The organism is Acinetobacter lwoffii, assembly GCF_022809915.1.
Taxonomy (GTDB): Bacteria; Pseudomonadota; Gammaproteobacteria; order Pseudomonadales; family Moraxellaceae; genus Acinetobacter; species Acinetobacter lwoffii_M.
Map to the genome: position 1 here is coordinate 27454 of NZ_JALGQY010000012.1, position 17057 is coordinate 44510.

Annotated in this window: 13 protein-coding genes; 7 read left to right on the forward strand and 6 right to left on the reverse strand. The window is 44.3% G+C overall.

Translation table 11 applies throughout. The features are described from left to right. The first annotated feature begins 20 nt into the window (after positions 1–20). The 6 genes from MTX11_RS08120 (at position 21) to rlmF (ending at position 9500) form a co-directional block, all read left to right on the forward strand. On the forward strand, positions 21–824 hold the full coding sequence (locus MTX11_RS08120) for a sulfite exporter TauE/SafE family protein (RefSeq protein ID WP_243474857.1): 804 nt from the start codon (positions 21–23) through the stop codon (positions 822–824). 200 nt (positions 825–1024) lie between these two features. Beyond that, positions 1025–1720: a GntR family transcriptional regulator gene (locus MTX11_RS08125; RefSeq protein ID WP_144724252.1), complete on the forward strand. Its 696-nt coding sequence runs from the start codon at positions 1025–1027 to the stop codon at positions 1718–1720. 11 nt (positions 1721–1731) lie between these two features. After that, the gene (gene smc / locus MTX11_RS08130) at positions 1732–5184 is read left to right on the forward strand and encodes a chromosome segregation protein SMC (RefSeq protein ID WP_243474878.1); all 3453 of its coding nucleotides are present in this window, start codon (positions 1732–1734) and stop codon (positions 5182–5184) included. Between the two features lies 1 nt (position 5185). Beyond that, a complete protein-coding gene (locus MTX11_RS08135) occupies positions 5186–6151 on the forward strand; it encodes a cell division protein ZipA C-terminal FtsZ-binding domain-containing protein (protein ID WP_153566704.1) in 966 nt (321 codons plus the stop codon). Positions 6152–6260: 109 nt separating this feature from the next. Further along, positions 6261–8300, forward strand: coding sequence for an NAD-dependent DNA ligase LigA (ligA, locus tag MTX11_RS08140; protein WP_243474858.1), 2040 nt, complete (start codon positions 6261–6263; stop codon positions 8298–8300). A 225-nt stretch (positions 8301–8525) separates the two neighbouring features. Next, positions 8526–9500, forward strand: a complete 975-nt coding sequence (gene rlmF, locus MTX11_RS08145; RefSeq protein ID WP_243474859.1) for a 23S rRNA (adenine(1618)-N(6))-methyltransferase RlmF — start codon at positions 8526–8528, stop codon at positions 9498–9500. A gap of 121 nt (positions 9501–9621) precedes the next feature. Here the strand turns inward: rlmF and MTX11_RS08150 are convergent, their stop codons facing one another. Beyond that, a complete protein-coding gene (locus MTX11_RS08150) occupies positions 9622–10689 on the reverse strand; it encodes an SDR family oxidoreductase (RefSeq protein WP_243474860.1) in 1068 nt (355 codons plus the stop codon). Between the two features lie 342 nt (positions 10690–11031). Here MTX11_RS08150 and ftn point away from each other — a divergent pair, with 342 nt between their 5' ends. Beyond that, positions 11032–11496: a heteropolymeric bacterioferritin subunit Ftn gene (gene ftn / locus MTX11_RS08155; protein WP_004279207.1), complete on the forward strand. Its 465-nt coding sequence runs from the start codon at positions 11032–11034 to the stop codon at positions 11494–11496. 55 nt (positions 11497–11551) lie between these two features. Here ftn and MTX11_RS08160 read toward each other — a convergent pair whose 3' ends face one another. The 5 genes from MTX11_RS08160 to MTX11_RS08180 all read right to left on the reverse strand — a co-directional run bounded on the left by MTX11_RS08160 (position 11552) and on the right by MTX11_RS08180 (position 16872). Next, entirely contained in the window at positions 11552–11968 is a 417-nt protein-coding gene (locus tag MTX11_RS08160; protein WP_004279208.1) for an ExbD/TolR family protein, read from the reverse strand. Positions 11969–11989: 21 nt separating this feature from the next. After that, positions 11990–12415, reverse strand: a complete 426-nt coding sequence (locus MTX11_RS08165) for an ExbD/TolR family protein (RefSeq protein ID WP_004279209.1) — start codon at positions 12413–12415, stop codon at positions 11990–11992. Positions 12416–12431: 16 nt separating this feature from the next. Then, positions 12432–13331, reverse strand: coding sequence for a MotA/TolQ/ExbB proton channel family protein (locus tag MTX11_RS08170; protein ID WP_243474861.1), 900 nt, complete (start codon positions 13329–13331; stop codon positions 12432–12434). 27 nt (positions 13332–13358) lie between these two features. Further along, positions 13359–14060, reverse strand: a complete 702-nt coding sequence (locus MTX11_RS08175; RefSeq protein ID WP_243474862.1) for an energy transducer TonB — start codon at positions 14058–14060, stop codon at positions 13359–13361. A gap of 148 nt (positions 14061–14208) precedes the next feature. Beyond that, the gene (locus tag MTX11_RS08180) at positions 14209–16872 is read right to left on the reverse strand and encodes a TonB-dependent receptor (protein ID WP_164542804.1); all 2664 of its coding nucleotides are present in this window, start codon (positions 16870–16872) and stop codon (positions 14209–14211) included. Positions 16873–17057: the final 185 nt, after the last annotated feature.

Here is a 17057-nt window from a genome sequence, read left to right on the forward strand (position 1 = left end):
TAAACGTGGTAAATATCGTTATGGAGTTAATCATATATTTATTGATTGGTGCAATTGCCGGATTCACCGCAGGCCTGTTTGGGGTCGGTGGTGGTTTGATTATTGTGCCGATCCTGTACATTGTTTTTACCCAGCTTCAGTACGATCCCAGCGTGATTATGCATATGGCGGTGGGCACTTCCTTGGCAACGATTATTGTGACTTCTATCAGTTCGGTGATGGCGCATCATCAACGAGGGGCAGTGCTGTGGCCTGTATTTCGTAATCTGGCGCCAGGTCTGATCATTGGCTCTTTCTTGGGTGCGGGGATTGCCGACTATTTATCTGGTCAGGGTTTGCAGTTAATGATTGGCTTCTTTGCGGTCTGGGTGGCATTTAGAATGTTCAGGGGAGCGCATATTCAGATTGATCCGAATCAAAAATTGCCTTCAACCCCGGTACAAATTGCTGCAGGTGGTGGAATCGGTGTGGCATCGGCGATCTTTGGGATTGGTGGGGGGAGTCTGACCGTTCCATTTCTGAATCGCTGCGGAATCGTGATGCAAAAAGCCGTAGCGACCTCTGCGGCTTGTGGATTGCCAATTGCAGTCGCAGGTGCGCTGGGTTTTATCTGGTTTGGTAAACAGGCGCAGGTTACCGTACCAAATACCATTGGCTATATTCATATTTATGCCTTTATCGGGATCAGCATGATGAGTTTTTTCACGGCCAAGCTGGGGGCAAAAGTGGCACATCTGCTTTCACCGGCCGTATTAAAAAAATGTTTTGCTGCACTACTGACTACCGTCGGCCTGTATTTTATTTATCAAGGTTTTATGGCTTGATTTAAACCTTTTAGGTTGAAGTGATTTACCGTATAAGGAGAATAGATGACTATTCTCCTTTTTTATGGCCTTGAGTTGGCTATATAGACATAAGATTGTCTGACAATGTCAAAGTATTTATGGATAAAAACCCGTTTAATAGCAACATAGTCCAAATAAAGGGCTAAACCAGTATCCATAAAAATAAAGACAGGAACGGTATGCCATTAGAACAAGCGCAGAGTTTGTCTGAGCAGATTGCCAAGCACATTAGCGAACAGATTATCCGCGGTGAACTGGTCGAAGGCGAACGTATACAGGAGCTCAGGATTGCCTCGGAGCTTGATGTCAGTCGGGGTTCGGTTCGTGAAGCCCTGCTTTTGCTGGAACGCACCCAGCTGATTGAAATTTTCCCGCGCCGTGGGGCGATTGTCTCGGAAATGTCCGCCTTGCAGGTGCGTGCCTTATTTGACATGACTTCATTATTGCTCGGGCAGATGGTGCATCGCATGGCGGAAACCTGGCGGGTGCATGAAGCTGAGCGCATTCAGCTATTATTAGAACAATTAGAAGCAGAAACCCGCCAAGGACACACTGAAAAGTTTTATGATCTGATCTTTCAGGGCATGGCCCAGCAGCATGAGATGGTCGGGAATCCTTATCTGATGCGCTACTATCAGGAACTGCTGCCTTCTTTACGTCGGAGCTATTTTTTGACCCTGAATATTTCCAGACGCGAGTTACAGGAATCTTTCGACTTATTTAAACTGGTCACTGAAGCAATTTTGATACGAAAAACCCATCAGGCCACTTTATTTATGGAAGATTTTTGTCGACACTTGCGCAACCTTGTGTTGGAATCTCTGACACGGATGAAACAAATTGAACTCGCGTGGGCCAGACGCTCACGACGTTAAATCAGGACATTATGCGTTTAAGCAGTTTAAAACTTTCAGGCTTTAAATCTTTTGCCGACAGTACCACTTTGCATTTTAAAGATAATCGTACTGCGGTCGTGGGACCGAATGGTTGTGGTAAATCCAACGTCATTGATGCCATACGCTGGGTCATGGGCGAGTCGAGTGCGCGGCAGTTACGTGGTGGCAGTATGCAGGACGTCATCTTTACCGGAACCGCCAAGCGTAAACCGGTGGGCATGGCCAGTGTAGAACTGCGTTTTGACAATACCTATGGCAAGCTGGGCGGTGTTTATAATGCCTATAATGAACTGGCGGTACGCCGTCAGGTCAACCGTGATGGCAAGTCCGAATATTTCCTGAATGGCAGCAAATGCCGTCGTCGTGATATTACCGATATTTTCCTTGGTACCGGTCTTGGGCCACGTTCTTATGCGATTATCGAGCAGGGCATGATCAACCGTCTGGTCGATGCCAAGCCAGATGAAATGCGGGTTTATATTGAAGAAGCCGCGGGTGTATCACGCTATCAGGCGCGTCGCCGTGAAACGATGCTGCATCTGGATCACACCACACAAAACCTGTCGCGTCTGGGAGATATCGCCTCCGAACTGAAATCCCAGTTAAAAACCTTGAAACGTCAGTCGGAAAGTGCAATTCAATATAAAGAACTGGAAGGACAGATCCGTACGATTAAGATCGAAATTCTGTCTTTTCAATGTGAGCAGAGCCAGCGCTTACAGGAAGAATATACCCTTGAGATGAATACGCTCGGGGAAAACTTTAAGCTGGTACGTTCCGAACTGACCAGCGTTGAACATGATTTGGGCAGCACCAGTGAACTGTTCCAGCGTCTGATTCAGCAATCCACTCCTTTGCAAAGTGAATGGCAACAGGCCGAGAAAAAACTGGCTGAACTGGAAATGACCCTGCAACAAAAGCAGTCTTTGCTAGAGCAGAATTCCAGCAGTCTGATCAAGCTGGAACAGCAAAAAGCCCAAACCAAAGAGCGTTTGCAGTTGATTGAACTGCAACTCGATACTTTACAGCAGCAATTTGAAGATCAGCAGGCGCAATTGCAGCAGCAAGATGGCCAGAGTCAGGCGCAAAGCCAGAATCTGAGTGAGCTCAAATCCCAGCAGAGTTCAGTAGCAGCGCAATTCGCACAGATTAAAACTCAGGTCGAACAGCAGCAACAGCGTAAATTGCAAATGCTGGCTCAAAGCGAGCAACTGGCAAAGAATATTGAACGGATTGAACAACAGAAACAGACACTACAACAGCAAAGTGCACAGATTCAGCAACAGGCGCAGCAAGATGAGCTGGAGCAGTATCAGGCAGACAAAGCCCAAGTTGAACAGCAAATCGTTGGCTATGAAATTCAATTAACAGATTTAAGAACTCAATTCGAGCAGATTCAGGAAGAGCAGGCGACCCAACAACAGCGCTTGATGCAGCTCAAATCTGAAATTCAGGTACTTCATTCAGAAAAGAAAAACCTGAGCCAATTACTGACCAAAGCTAACCCAAATGCCAAGAGTGATGCGGTACAGCTGATGCATGTACTTAAGCTCAATGATGCAGGCAAGGTACATGCCAGCCTGATCGAAAAGTTTCTGGCAAAATGGCTATCTGCCCAGATTTTGACAGAGGGCGAGCACTTCCTTGAAGATTGTGCGCGTCAGTTAAAGCAACAGGCTGTTCAGAATAAAATTCAGATTGCCAATACGATGTGTCTGGCCGATTGGATTGAATCTCCACATTATTCACTGTGGCAACAAGTCGCGGTCGTAGATACATTAGCGCAAGCATTGCCTCTTCAAACTGAGTTATTACAAGGCCAGACATTACTGAGTTTAGATGGCTACCATGTTGGTGCGGATTGGATGATTGCACTGGACTATGATGAAGCTAGTCAGGCCGGACAAGGTGCATTGAGTCATCGAATCCGTCTGGATGAAATCGAGCAGCAACTTGCAGAACTTGAACCTAAGTTTATGCAGTTGGAGCAGCAGTTACCTGAACTCACCGATCAGGTTAAAGCTTTGCAAAGCCGGATTCAAAGCATCAGTGAGCAGCACAAGCATACCCAAAAGCAGCTGCAGCAACTCGATGTCAATATTGCCAAAGTACAAAGTAGTGCTCAGGCTTTCGCATTGCAAAAGCAGCAATTACAGCATCAGTTACAACAACTGGATGAGCAGCTTGAAGAAGATGCCATGCAGAAAGATGATCTGGAAATTGATCTGCATGCCTTGAATATCAAACTGGAACAGGCGCTACCAAATTATAAAACCCTGCAATTCCAGCTAGAAGAATTGAGTGCTCAGCTGGATGACTCACAGCAGCTCAATCAGCAAGCGCAGCAGGAACTGGAAGTGTTGCGCCGGCAAAATGTGCAAAGCCAGCAGCAGATTGAATTACTGGAAAAAGATCAGGTTTTCCTAAAAGAACAGTCTCAGCAAATTACTGCACAAATCGAACAAGCCAAAAAGTTTGTCGATCCGGTACAGTTGGAATTACCTGCTTTACAGAGCCAGTTCAATGAACAGGCGCAGATCACTGAAAAGCTGCAAAAAACCTGGGCCGACTGGCAGGTTGAATTAAATCAGGTGCAGAGCAAACAGCAGCAGCTGACCGAACAGCGTCACAGCTTCCAGCAGCAGGATGAAAAACTCCGCACTACACTGGAAGAAAAACGTCTGGCCTGGCAGGCTGCCAAATCTGATTTGCAGCATTATTCTGAACAACTGAAAGAGTTGAATAGTGAAGTAATTTCCGGACTCGATATTGATGTTAAAGCACATCAGGCGAAACTGGAAAAAGCTCAGGCTCAGTTTGATAAACTCGGTGCAGTCAATCTGGCGGCTTCTGAAGAATATGAAGAAGTATCAAAACGTTATGAGGAACTGAGTCACCAGATGCAGGATCTGGAAAATACGGTTGAACAGCTACAGGCTGCGATGAAGAGTATTGATCAGGAAACCCGTAAACTGTTTATGCACACGTTTGACCAGGTCAATGCTGAACTGCAAAACCTGTTCCCGAAAGTGTTTGAAGGCGGTGAGGCGAGTTTAAGCCTTGAAGATGGCTGGCAGTCGGGTGTAAAACTCATGGCCCGACCACCAGGTAAGCGAAACAGCTCATTGGCCTTACTCTCGGGTGGAGAAAAGGCTTTAACTGCATTAGCATTGGTATTCGCGATTTTTCGCTTAAATCCGGCACCATTTTGCGTACTGGATGAAGTCGATGCACCGCTGGATGATGCCAATGTGGGACGCTTTTGTAATTTAGTCAAAGAGCTTTCTGAACACGTGCAATTTATTTATATTACCCATAACAAACTTGCAATGATGATGGCGACTGATCTTTTAGGTGTAACCATGCCTGAACCGGGAACATCAAAATTAGTGACAGTTAATTTGGAACAGGCAAAAGAATACGGCCTAGCTGCGGAGGTATAATATGGAAATCACCACCATTATCGGGATTGTTATCGCAATTGTGATTATGCTGTTTGGTATAAGAATGCTGTTCAAAAAACCTGTAGAGGCTGTACCTTCACTGGATGCCAACCTGCATATCGACCCGGATAGCCAGACACCGATCATTCCAAGGCATGTACGTTCTCAATTGGCACAACAGGATGTCGAATCTGATCGTATCGAGCCAAGCCTGGGTATAGATGAACCGGCTCCTGAAAAGCCTTCAGTATTTCACAAGGCTGAATCAACTCCGATTGAGCCGGCAGCGGTCGAAACTCTTGCAGTTGTCCCGTCAACAGAAGCTGAAGGAGTGGCAAAGTCGGTAGCAACAGCAGCGGATGTTCAACAGGTAGAAGCAGAACATAAGAATAGCCAGACTGAAACCAAGGAAGAAATGCCTGAATTCAGCCTGAACAGAAACATCGAAAAAGCAGAAATTTCTGAATTTAATGATGAAAGCAGTATTCTGGATGCACATCTGCATGAGCAAAAAATAGTGGATGAAGAAAGTGCTTTGTCCAATGCTGAAACCATTATTTCTTTGCATATCTATCCACAAGGCCGTGTACTTTCGGGTGATAAAACCTTGAAGGTTTTATTGAAATATGGCCTGCGTTATGGTGAATTGGCCTGTTTCCACCGTTATAGTGAAGATGGTTCAAAACTGCTGTTTTCGGTATTGCAAATGACCGATACCGGAATGGAAGGCTTTGATCTGGAAACCCTGTCGACTCAGGAAGTGAAAGGTCTGGCATTCTTCCTGGCTTTACCGCATAGCGATGTACAAAATGCGTTTGATACCATGGACAGTATTTCACGTTTGATTGCCCGTGAAGTCGATGGTCTGGTCTATGATCAGAACCAGCAGGAATTTACTCCACAATTACGTGAATTCTGGCGCCATCAGGCTATTGATTATCGTGCTGGACAAGGTACGGAAGTTTAAGGCTGCTTTGTTCAATCTCCAAGTTGAATCTGTAGACTGCAATTTTTATAATAGCCAAAAGCTGAATATTCTACAGGGCGGATTTTCCGCCCTTTTTTATGGTGAAATTATGACCCAAGATGCCACTGTCATTGCGCAAATGCGTCAACTGATTCAACTGCTTGCCAAGCATAACCATGCTTATTATGTGATGGATCAACCGAGCATTGAAGACAGTGAATATGATCAGCTCTTTCATCAGCTCAAAGCCTTAGAACAACAATATCCTGACCTGATCCAGTCCGATAGCCCGACAGATAAAGTGGGTGGGCAGGCGCTTTCAAAATTTGTGACCGTAACACACGCCGTGCCGATGCTGTCATTAGGCAATGTCTTTAATCAGGAAGATCTGCTGGCTTTTGCCCGCCGTATTGAAGAACGTTTGCCAAATCAAAAAATTGAATATGATGTGGAACTGAAATTTGATGGTCTGGCCATTTCACTCTGGTATGAGCATGGCGTATTGACGCGTGGGGTGACACGCGGCGATGGGGAAACCGGTGAAGACATCACCCAGAATGTCAGAACCATTCGCAACCTGCCGAAACTTTTATCTCCGGTGAATGGCATCATTCCCGATTTGTTGGAAGTCCGCGGCGAAGTGTTGATGCCGAAATCCGGTTTTGAAAAATTGAATGCTGCCAATGCCGCCAAAGGTGAAAAGACCTTTGCTAATCCGCGTAATGCTGCGGCAGGAAGTTTGCGTCAGCTGGACCCGAATATTGCTGCCTCGCGGCCTTTGGCTTTTTATGCTTATGGGATTGCCCAGTGTGTACCGCATCATGGTCAAACCACTATGTCCGCCAGTCTGGAATGGTTACATCAGTTCGGTTTTGCGGTTGGCGAGCGTCACTTTATCTGTGACAGTATTCAGGACGTGCAAAAGGTCTATGAACAGATCATTGATGAGCGTGCCAGCCTCAGTGTTGAAATCGATGGTATGGTGATTAAGGTCAATGATCTGAAACAGCAACAGAAATTAGGTTTCTTGAGCCGTGAACCGCGTTGGGCCACCGCCTATAAATTTCCGGCAGTTGCTGCACTGACTACGGTAGAAAATATTAACTGGCAAGTGGGCCGTACTGGAACATTGACGCCGGTTGCGCGTTTGAATCCGGTCGCTGTTGGTGGAGTAACAGTCTCCAATGTGACGCTGCATAATATTGGGGAAATTCACCGTCTGGATGTGCGTATTGGCGATACGGTCAGTGTTTATCGTAGTGGCGATGTAATTCCTAAGGTGGAAAAAGTCTGGCCGGAATTCCGCCCAGTCGATGCAGTAGAAGTGCATTTACCTGAACAATGTCCAGTATGTGATTCACCAGTAGTGATGCCGGAAGGTGAAGCATTGGCCCGCTGCTCTGGCGAACTCTATTGTGCTGCGCAGCGAATCGAAACCATTCGTCATTTTGTGTCGCGTAAGGCCATGGATATAGAAGGGCTGGGTGATCGCTGGGTAGAGTCACTGCTACATTTAAATCTTCTGAAAGATGTATCAGATATTTACCATCTGCATGAGCACCGTGAGCAATTACTCCAGATTGAAAAAATGGGGGAAAAATCGGTCCAGAATTTAGTTGATTCTATCGAGAACAGCAAGAAAACCACACTGGCAGCTTTCATCTATGCACTCGGTATTCGTGGAGTAGGAGAAACTACGGCACGTATGCTGGCCAATACTTTCCAGACACTGGATGCCTTACGTGAGGCAGATCTGGAAGCATTAAAGAAAACTCCAGATGTAGGTGATATCACTGCGGAATGGATTCTGGATTTCTTCCAGGCACCACATAACCTGGAAGTTCTGGATCGTTTACTGGCTGCCGGTATTCACTGGGATGCACCGATTGCACCGACCCGTCAGCCATTGAACGGCGAAAGCTGGGTGGTCACCGGAACTTTAAGTAGTATGGGACGAGATGATGCAACCCAGTTATTGCAAGCCTTAGGTGCACGAGTCAGTGGCAGTGTGTCCAGTAAAACCAAATGTGTGGTTGCGGGTGAAAAAGCGGGTTCTAAGCTCGATAAAGCAGAAAAACTCGGTGTACCTGTGATCAATGAAGCGCAATTTATTGCTTTGATGAAAGAGCATGGGCAAATCGAAGACTAATCAGTTCTAAACAATGACTCAAATAAAAAAGACACCGAGGATGATGAATCTTCAGGTGTCTTTTTTATTGCTAGTTCAAAACTATAGGTGAATGAGAGGGGGAGGATAGACAAATACAAGGACAGGTTCGGCAATGTGAGTTGAATTCACGTACAATATCGATTCATTTGCAGGTATAGATCCTGCCTTATTGATTCTGTTCTCCCGTTGATGATTGGCATACACATGGCTCAAGCAAAGAAATCTTTTCCGCAACAAAAATCGGAATTACATGCACGAAATCTGCATCGTAGTCGTTACGATTTTCCTCAGTTAATCCAGAGTTGTCCGGAACTTGCCCCTTTTGTCAGCCCGAATCAATATAACGATCTTTCAGTCAACTTTTCTGATCCTCAAGCTGTGAAAATGCTCAATAAAGCATTGCTCAAGCATTTTTATGGTATTCAATATTGGGATATTCCTCAAGATTATCTTTGCCCACCTATTCCGGGTAGAGCCGACTATATTCACTATTTAGCGGACTTGTTGAGTGATAGCAATAAAGGTCAGATTCCAACAGGACACGCCGTTCACGTATTAGATATTGGGGTGGGCGCGAACTGTATTTATCCGATTATTGGTCATCGTAGTTATGGTTGGAAATTTGTTGGCTCAGACATTCATCCTGCATCGGTAAAAAGTGCTCAATTTATTGTGGAGGCAAATCCAAATCTCAGGAAGGGGATTCAGATTCGATTGCAAAAGACACCGAGCAATATTTTCAAAGGTGTGATTAAACCTTCAGATCGTTTTGATTTGACCCTGTGTAACCCACCATTTCATGCTTCGCAAGATGAAGCAAATGCCACAGCAACGCAAAAAATACGCAAACTTGGTAAACCGGTTGATCGGTCTAAAGTGGTGTTAAACTTTGGCGGACAAAAGAACGAGCTGTGGTGTGACGGTGGAGAAGAACGCTTTGTTTGCCAGATGGTACAAGAGAGCACACAGTTTGCTGAGCAATGTCTTTGGTTTAGTACACTGGTTTCTAAGAAAACCACATTGCCTATGCTGTTAAATACCTTGCGTAAGTGCGGTGCAGTGGAGGTAAAAACCATTAAAATGACGCAGGGGCAAAAAGAGAGTCGTTTTGTGGCTTGGACTTTTCTAGATGCAAAGCAACAGCAAGCGTGGAAAAATGCGCGTTGGACTTCTGCTTAGCTTGTTTTTAGGCAGGAATAGTGAGCTTGTGGGCGTATAAGTCGGTGTAGTAGCTCAAATTTAATCTGACAGACACAATAAAAAAATCGGTAACTGTCAGATCAGGTTTGAGCAAGTACGATTAAGGAATATATTTTTTCACCACACCATCATCTAGTAATTGCTGGAAGTGCTCGACCAGACTCTCTTTCACCGGACGATATTCCAGACCGAGTTCATCCTTACTTTTTTGTGCATTAAAGAAAATTGGATAACCCATATTCAGTTCTACAAATTTGCGGCTAAAACCTGCTACAGGCCCGAACAGTTTAAAGGCTGCTTTGGGCAGTTGATTGCGTGGGAACGGAAACTTATTGCCGAAATGTGCCCGTAGAATTTGGCCCATTTCCAGCAGACTTAAGCTTTCACTACAAATGATATAACGGCCATGCGCTTGCGGATTAAATGCAGCACGGATATGCGCTTCAGCGACATCCTGAACATCGACTACGCCATTCCACATCGGTGGAACGCCAAGCAGCATCATGCCGTTGGCAAATTGCTGCAAGACTTCGACACTGCCCGACTGAGTAGTTGGTGTTAGGGATTGACCAAAGACTAGCGCTGGATTGATACAGACCAGATCCCAGCGATCTTGTGCTTCAGCCATTTCCCAGGCTTTACGCTCTGCCATGACTTTGGAATAAGGATAAGGTTGATGCGTGGCCGAACTGGTAGTATTCCAGTGTGATTCATCAAAACTGTTATTTTCAGTCTGTAGAATATCAATGGCATCGCCATAGGTGGATGCGATACTCGATGTGACGATCACGCGTTTCACTGATTCAGTCTGATTGACACTATTCAGTACATTTTCAGTGCCTAACACCGCAGGTTCGATAATATCTTTGACTGCATCTTTATAGTTGGTGACCACAAAAGGTGAGGCCATATGAAAGACAATTTCACAACCTTGCATCGCCTGATCAAAAGAACCTGGGCTTAATAAATTGGCCTGAAATAACTTGAGAGTTCCCGGTGTGCTGTCGGCAATTTTTTCTAAATGGGCAAAGCTTTTACTTTTATTTAGGTCACGTACCGTGGCATGTACAGTATAGCCTTGCGTGAGTAATTTCTGGATGACCCGGCTGGCAATATAACCCGATGCACCGGTAACCAGAACAGGCGCTGTTGTTTGTGGATGTGTCATATCGGAACCGTTGTTGTTTTAAATTTGTGTGAATGATAAGCGAAATTTAAGCATGAAGTACGCCAATGCAGTGATGTTTATACAAAAAGAATGAATCTGTCTGGTCAAAATTAAGATTTACAAATTTTAACGCATGTGTTTATTCGCCAGTTTTAGGTTATTGCCAAGCGTAATGAAAGTGCAAAGTGTTGTTTTATAAATGGGATTTCATTAAGAACAAAGTGTAAATGCAAGTACTTCTCATTTTAATTATATAAAAATCAAATATTTAACCATGTTTAGGCTTTGCAAATTCAATTGCTTTTCGCCATAATAGCAAAATACAGGTAGGGAGTTATTCAAATGCGCGGAAATCCAGAAGTCGTAGATTATTTAAATATGTTGATCGGTGGCGAACTGGCTGCTCGTGACCAATACTTGATTCACTCTCGTATGTATGAAGATTGGGGATTGACCAAAATCTTTGAACGTATCGATCACGAAATGCAAGAAGAGTCCCAGCATGCGGATGCGATTATCCGTCGTGTTCTGTTCCTTGAAGGAACACCAAACATGCAGCGCGATGACGTTGAGATTGGCGAGGATGTGGTGAGCTGCCTGAAAGCCGATCTAAAACTTGAATATCATGTGCGGGAAAAACTGGCGCAGGGCATCAAACTGTGCGAAGAGAAAGGTGACTATATCAGCCGTGATATGTTACGCCAGCAAATGTCGGATACCGAAGAAGACCATACTTACTGGTTAGAAAAACAATTGCGCTTAATCGAACTGATTGGTCTGCAAAATTATATTCAGTCACAGATGTAAAACCGGATGAATAAAAAACCCAGCACATGCTGGGTTTTTTATATCTTGAAAATACTTAGTTGTTATTACTCATAATGCCAATTTTTTTGACCTCCAGCCTTTGAGCTGCCGCCATGACCATAGCGATATGTTTATATTCAGTGGCACGATCCGCCTTGATTTTAATCTGATCCTGATCCGCTTTTTGCGCTACTGTCTTGAATAAGTTTTCCAGAGCTTGGGTATTTGCTACCGGCTGTTCATTCCAGAAAATCTTACCTTGTGCATCCAGACGTAATTCCACCAGCTCAGGCGGTTTTTCATCGGTTACAGGAGGCGTTCCATTCGGTAGATCGATATTAATCGAGTTATTCGGCAAAGGAATTGTGATAATAAACATAATCAGCAAGACCAGCATGACATCAATCAATGGGGTCATGTTGACATCTAACATCACATCATCGTCTTGATTTGAACCAACATTCATACCCATAAACTTAATCCTTCTTTGTGCTTAAGGTGTAGCGGGCGGAGTGGTGACAAAAGCAATTTTGCCGATACCGGCCTGTTGGGTGGTACTAATCACCTGATCAATTGCCTCATAAGGTGTTAACTGATCACCACGAATATGCACTTCAGGCTGCGGACGTTTCTGGGCTTCTGCCTGTAAACGACTCAGTAAAACTGTTTTATCTGCGATATAGATTTCGTTCCAGAAAATATCGCCAGTTTTATTGACAGCCAGCTGAACATTTTCCGGTTTGGTTTCATACGGTACATTTCTTTCTTCGGGTAGATCGACTGGTACGGTATGAATGGCAACCGGTACAGTAATCAGGAAGATAATGAGCAGAACCAGCATAATATCAACCAAAGGGGTGGTATTAATGGTTCCAATTACCTCATCATCGCTGTCGTTTGAATTGACCATCATTCCCATGGCTGATGCCTCACTCTTACTTCACGTCACGATTAACAGAATTATTGGTTGTAATTTCACCGCTGAGTAATACTGCGTGTAAATCAGAACCAAAAGTACGGACTTCTTCCATGACCGCTTTATTACGGCGAGTCAACCAGTTGTAGCCAAGTACTGCAGGTACTGCTACGGCCAGACCGATAGCTGTCATAATCAGTGCTTCACCCACTGGACCTGCTACTTTATCAATCGAAGCCTGACCTGAAACACCAATGGCAGTCAGTGCATGGTAAATCCCCCAAACGGTTCCGAAAAGTCCAACGAAAGGTGCGGTAGACCCGACTGTCGCAAGGAAGGCCAGGCCACCACTCAGATGGTTCTGGATTTTGTCGATCGCACGGGAAATTGAGATGGTGACCCAGGTATTGAAATCAATACGCTCAAGTAATGTGCCGCCATGATTTTGGGTTGACTTAATCCCTTTTTCTGCAATAAAACGGTAAACGCTGGCTTCATTAAGGTTTTGGGCTGCGTTATCCAGAGAAGACGATTCCCAGAACTGGTGTTCAGCTTCCTTGGCTTGCTTGCGAATCTTGCCTTGTTGCAGGCATTTGCTGATCATGATGTACCAGGTACCAATCGACATAATCAATAGAATGAACAAGGTAACTTTCGAAACAATATCACCTTCTTTCCACATGGCTTCTAGGCCATAAGGATTATATCCAGCCTTTTCATCCTTAGCTTCAGCTGGTAATGGCGGTGGGGTCCGTGTAGCCGCTGTTGCAGGTGTTGTTACCGCTGTTTCAGTAACAGCACTGGTATTGGGTGTAGCGGACTGTTCTGCAAAAACTGCTTGTAGAGGTAATAAAGTGCTCATGGCAATTACACCGGCAGCAGTCATGTTTTTTAAAGGTTTTAGTGATTTTTTCATCATAGATCTCCTGATTTTTTTCTTTATCTGTTAGTCAAGGACAAATTCATAGGGAATGTCATACCAAGATTCTTGCGGCTCGCCATTTTTCATTGCTGGCTTGAAAGTACATAAACTGAAGGCCTTGGATGCTGCACGATCCAGCGCACGACTACCGCTCGACTTTTTCACTTTGGCATCCTGGACCTTGCCGGTGGTATTTACATATACAGAGATCAAGACTTCACCTTGTTCTTCATTCATTAGTGCATCACGTGGATAGTCTGGGCGTTTACAACCTGCTTCACCTTGTGAAACACCACGAGTGACACCAGCGGGTGGAGGGGCTGGTGCTGGAGCGGCTGCGACTACTGGAGCCGGTGCTGCTATCGGACTTGGTGAAGGATTCGCTGCAACGGGAGTAGGCACTGCAACAGTTGTCGGTTGGGTTGGCGTTGGAAGTGTTTTCTGTAAAGGAACTACTTTTTCAACCGGTTTCACCTCAGGCACTTGTGCCACTTTTTCCACGATTTTTGGTGGTTCAGGGGGTGTTTCTTTTGGTGGCTCAGGTTCAGGCGGCTTAATATCTTGAATAATCATTAGCTCAACTGGCTGTTCCGTCGGTTTAATAATGTCTTTTGCCATACCAGCCATGAGTACCAGGCCCACCAGGATATGCAAAAAAACAACGACCCCAATACCAGTCAGTTTTTTGGCGGAGTTTTTTTCTAAGTCTTCAAACTTTGTGCCCATCATGACTCCTAGAATTTAAGACAAACAGGAAATAGTGCACTGATGAGAAAATTTTTTTAGTTACAGGCAGCATTATTTTTTGTTTGGCTAAAATTAAACGGGGAAAACCGCAAACACCGCTTGGCAGCAGTGTTTGCGAAGTAATTAATTAAAAGAATTTATAGGTACCACGTAAGAAGTAAGCGCGGCCTGTTGGATCGCTATAACGTGGGTCATAACCGTATTGGAAGTTATCCATTACGTCAGAGGCAGGTGGTTCTGCATCGAACATATTTTTAATACCGGCAGTTAGCTCCAGATTCTTAAATCCTTTGTAAGTACCAGAAATGTTGTATACGGTGTAGTCAGCAACATCACGTTCTTCCGAATAGTCTTCATAACCACGAACGAACTGTTGTTCAAACACCATTCTCCAGTTTTCATAAGACCAGTTCACGTTTGCAGTATGTTTCCAACGAACCACTGCTGGGTCATCATAAACACCGACATAACCTTCCCACTCGCCGCCTGGTTCGCTTTGGTAATCCATTTTGATCACATAAGTACCGTCAATACCAAAACCGAAGCGGCCAGTTGCCGTCATTGGAGAAAGATAGTTCAAACTCAAATCAATACCTTGGGTTTTCAAGCCACCGGAGTTAATCAAGTTAGTTGAGATATGATCGATACGACCTTCTGCATTACGAACAAAGTATTGAGCATACTTTTCTGGATCACCAAAAATTGATGCTTCACCAATCGTTCCCACTAAGTTTTCAATTTCGATATTGTAGTAATCGGCAGTGAAAACTAAGTTTTTGATCGGTTCAAAGACAAAACCAGCCATGTAAGATGTTGACTCTTCTGGACCTAGTTCAGAATTGCCGCCTTGTGTACGGATAAACTGGGTATTACATTCAGTTTGGTATCTGGTTTCAGTTGGTGTACCACCCGGGCAAAGAATCGGGTCATTATATCTTGCACCAGTCCAAGTTCTGACCGAAGGAGCATTGACCTCATATAAGCTTGGTGCACGGAAACCAGTACTGTAAGAAGTACGGAACATGAGTTCTTTAGCTGGTTCCCAACGTAAAGCCACTTTAGGATTAAAGGTGTCACCAAAATCGCTATAGTCATCATAACGAGCAGCTAACTGTAATTCCAGGTTGGTCAATAAAGGTACTTGGAGTTCAGTAAATACTGCACTAATGTCACGATCGCCTGAGCTTTTTGGTTTATTTGGATCAATACCACTGCCTGGAACTTGAGCAACAATTTCAGAATTTACAGTTGCTTCCCAGTCTTGTTTGGAGAAACTGCCACCGAGTGCAAAACCGACATCACCTGCAGGCAGTGTGTAGATTGGACGACTCACGGTAAAGTCAATTGTAGTGGATTCTAAAGATGCCTGATTGGTATCGCCTTTGACATCAAAAGTGTTCCATAAGCCGGCATTGGCTGCTGCTTGTGGGCCAAATGGGTTTAAAGTTCCATTATCAAGTGCAGCCTGAACTCTACTGCGGTTTAAATAACCACTTACGAAACTGTCAGTCGCATCACTTTTTGCATAAGTAACACCACCATTCATATCCCAACCGTATGCTTCACCTTCAATCCCTGCAAAGATACGGTTCGATTCGTTAATTGACTTAGAAACACGGTTACCGCCTTGTGAACGTAGATACAGTTGTAATGTGTTAGTCGCCAAGCCATCAACTGCTGGAGTAATACCTTTGCCAGGGTAATATTGACTGGCATAAGGCAAAGTCACACTACGACTATAAACATCAGGCGCAATTGAAGTGGTTACTTCATCACGTGCATAGATATACTCACCAATCGCATTAAAGTTATCTGACAATTTGAAAGTTGCGCGACCTAACGCAGAAAGATTCTCTTGTTCAGGCACAATACCAATAACAGTTTGGGTATTTAAATAACAGAAACCATCTTCAGCAACAGTATCTTTGGTATTTAAACAATTATCCCCATAAGGGTTACCCAAAATACCTGTGATAGGATCGTAGAAGTTTGCAGGGAAAGCATTTGCTGAACTGCCATCAATTCCTAATTCAGGAAGTACCCCACCACGGCGGCTGACTTTACGGTCTTTTGCCCAAATCGTATCTTGTTTTCGGTAATCGATCACACCGTAGACATTAAAACCTTGTTCATCTAGATCGCCATATCCCCCAAAAATCGAAACGTCAATTTTTTCGCCGCCTTTTTCTTCAGGAATTTGACCACCTAAAGTAATGCCCACGCCTTCATATTGCTTTTTCGTAATAAAGTTGATTACACCACCCACTGCATCTGCACCATAGACTGCAGATGCGCCGTCACGTAAGACTTCAATGCGCTCTACCAATGCGAGAGGGATGTTGTTTAAGTTGGTTGAATCGGTACCAAATGCACTGCTTGCAACACGGCGACCATTAATTAAAACTAAAGTTTTATCCGAACCAAGACCACGTAAATTTGCTGTTGAACCACTGGTATTACTGGCACCGACATTTTGTGCTGTGACATAACTTGCTTGGTTGGCACTGACTTTCATCAATGCTTCTTCTACAGTGGTTACCCCCTGATTCACCAGATCTTCACCTTTAATAATCGTGATTGGTGAGGCGCTTTGTGCGGCTACACCTTTAATAGATGATCCAGTAACTCGCACTTTCTCAACCTTGGTAGGTTGTGCAGCGGAGTTTTCTGGTTCATCTGCTGCATGTGCCAGCGAAAGACACATCATGCTTAAGCTTAACGCGCTTAATTTGATGAGTTTTTTGCCAACGGTTGGAGCCCCCATAGATCCGACCAATTTGTTTTTTTTCATCGTAATTTTCACCCTTTTGTTATGTGAAGTAGTGCTGGGAGGACTTAAGCAAAGCGAATGCCAACTTATAAATTATTAATTTTAAAAAATATTAAGTGATTGAAAAAAATATATTTAATTTGATTTTTTTGGAGGTGTACTAAGTTCTGATGAAGAAATATTAAGAGAGTAGGGTTTAAAATCTG

What these genes read in the sequence shown, in the direction of transcription:
- MTX11_RS08120 (WP_243474857.1), top strand. Translation starts at nt 21, where the DNA reads ATGGAGTTAATCATATATTTATTGATTGGTGCAATTGCCGGATTCACC.
- MTX11_RS08125 (WP_144724252.1), top strand. Translation starts at nt 1,025, where the DNA reads ATGCCATTAGAACAAGCGCAGAGTTTGTCTGAGCAGATTGCCAAGCAC.
- smc (WP_243474878.1), top strand. Translation starts at nt 1,732, where the DNA reads ATGCGTTTAAGCAGTTTAAAACTTTCAGGCTTTAAATCTTTTGCCGAC.
- MTX11_RS08135 (WP_153566704.1), top strand. Translation starts at nt 5,186, where the DNA reads ATGGAAATCACCACCATTATCGGGATTGTTATCGCAATTGTGATTATG.
- ligA (WP_243474858.1), top strand. Translation starts at nt 6,261, where the DNA reads ATGACCCAAGATGCCACTGTCATTGCGCAAATGCGTCAACTGATTCAA.
- rlmF (WP_243474859.1), top strand. Translation starts at nt 8,526, where the DNA reads ATGGCTCAAGCAAAGAAATCTTTTCCGCAACAAAAATCGGAATTACAT.
- MTX11_RS08150 (WP_243474860.1), bottom strand. Translation starts at nt 10,689, where the DNA reads ATGACACATCCACAAACAACAGCGCCTGTTCTGGTTACCGGTGCATCG.
- ftn (WP_004279207.1), top strand. Translation starts at nt 11,032, where the DNA reads ATGCGCGGAAATCCAGAAGTCGTAGATTATTTAAATATGTTGATCGGT.
- MTX11_RS08160 (WP_004279208.1), bottom strand. Translation starts at nt 11,968, where the DNA reads ATGGGTATGAATGTTGGTTCAAATCAAGACGATGATGTGATGTTAGAT.
- MTX11_RS08165 (WP_004279209.1), bottom strand. Translation starts at nt 12,415, where the DNA reads ATGGGAATGATGGTCAATTCAAACGACAGCGATGATGAGGTAATTGGA.
- MTX11_RS08170 (WP_243474861.1), bottom strand. Translation starts at nt 13,331, where the DNA reads ATGATGAAAAAATCACTAAAACCTTTAAAAAACATGACTGCTGCCGGT.
- MTX11_RS08175 (WP_243474862.1), bottom strand. Translation starts at nt 14,060, where the DNA reads ATGGGCACAAAGTTTGAAGACTTAGAAAAAAACTCCGCCAAAAAACTG.
- MTX11_RS08180 (WP_164542804.1), bottom strand. Translation starts at nt 16,872, where the DNA reads ATGAAAAAAAACAAATTGGTCGGATCTATGGGGGCTCCAACCGTTGGC.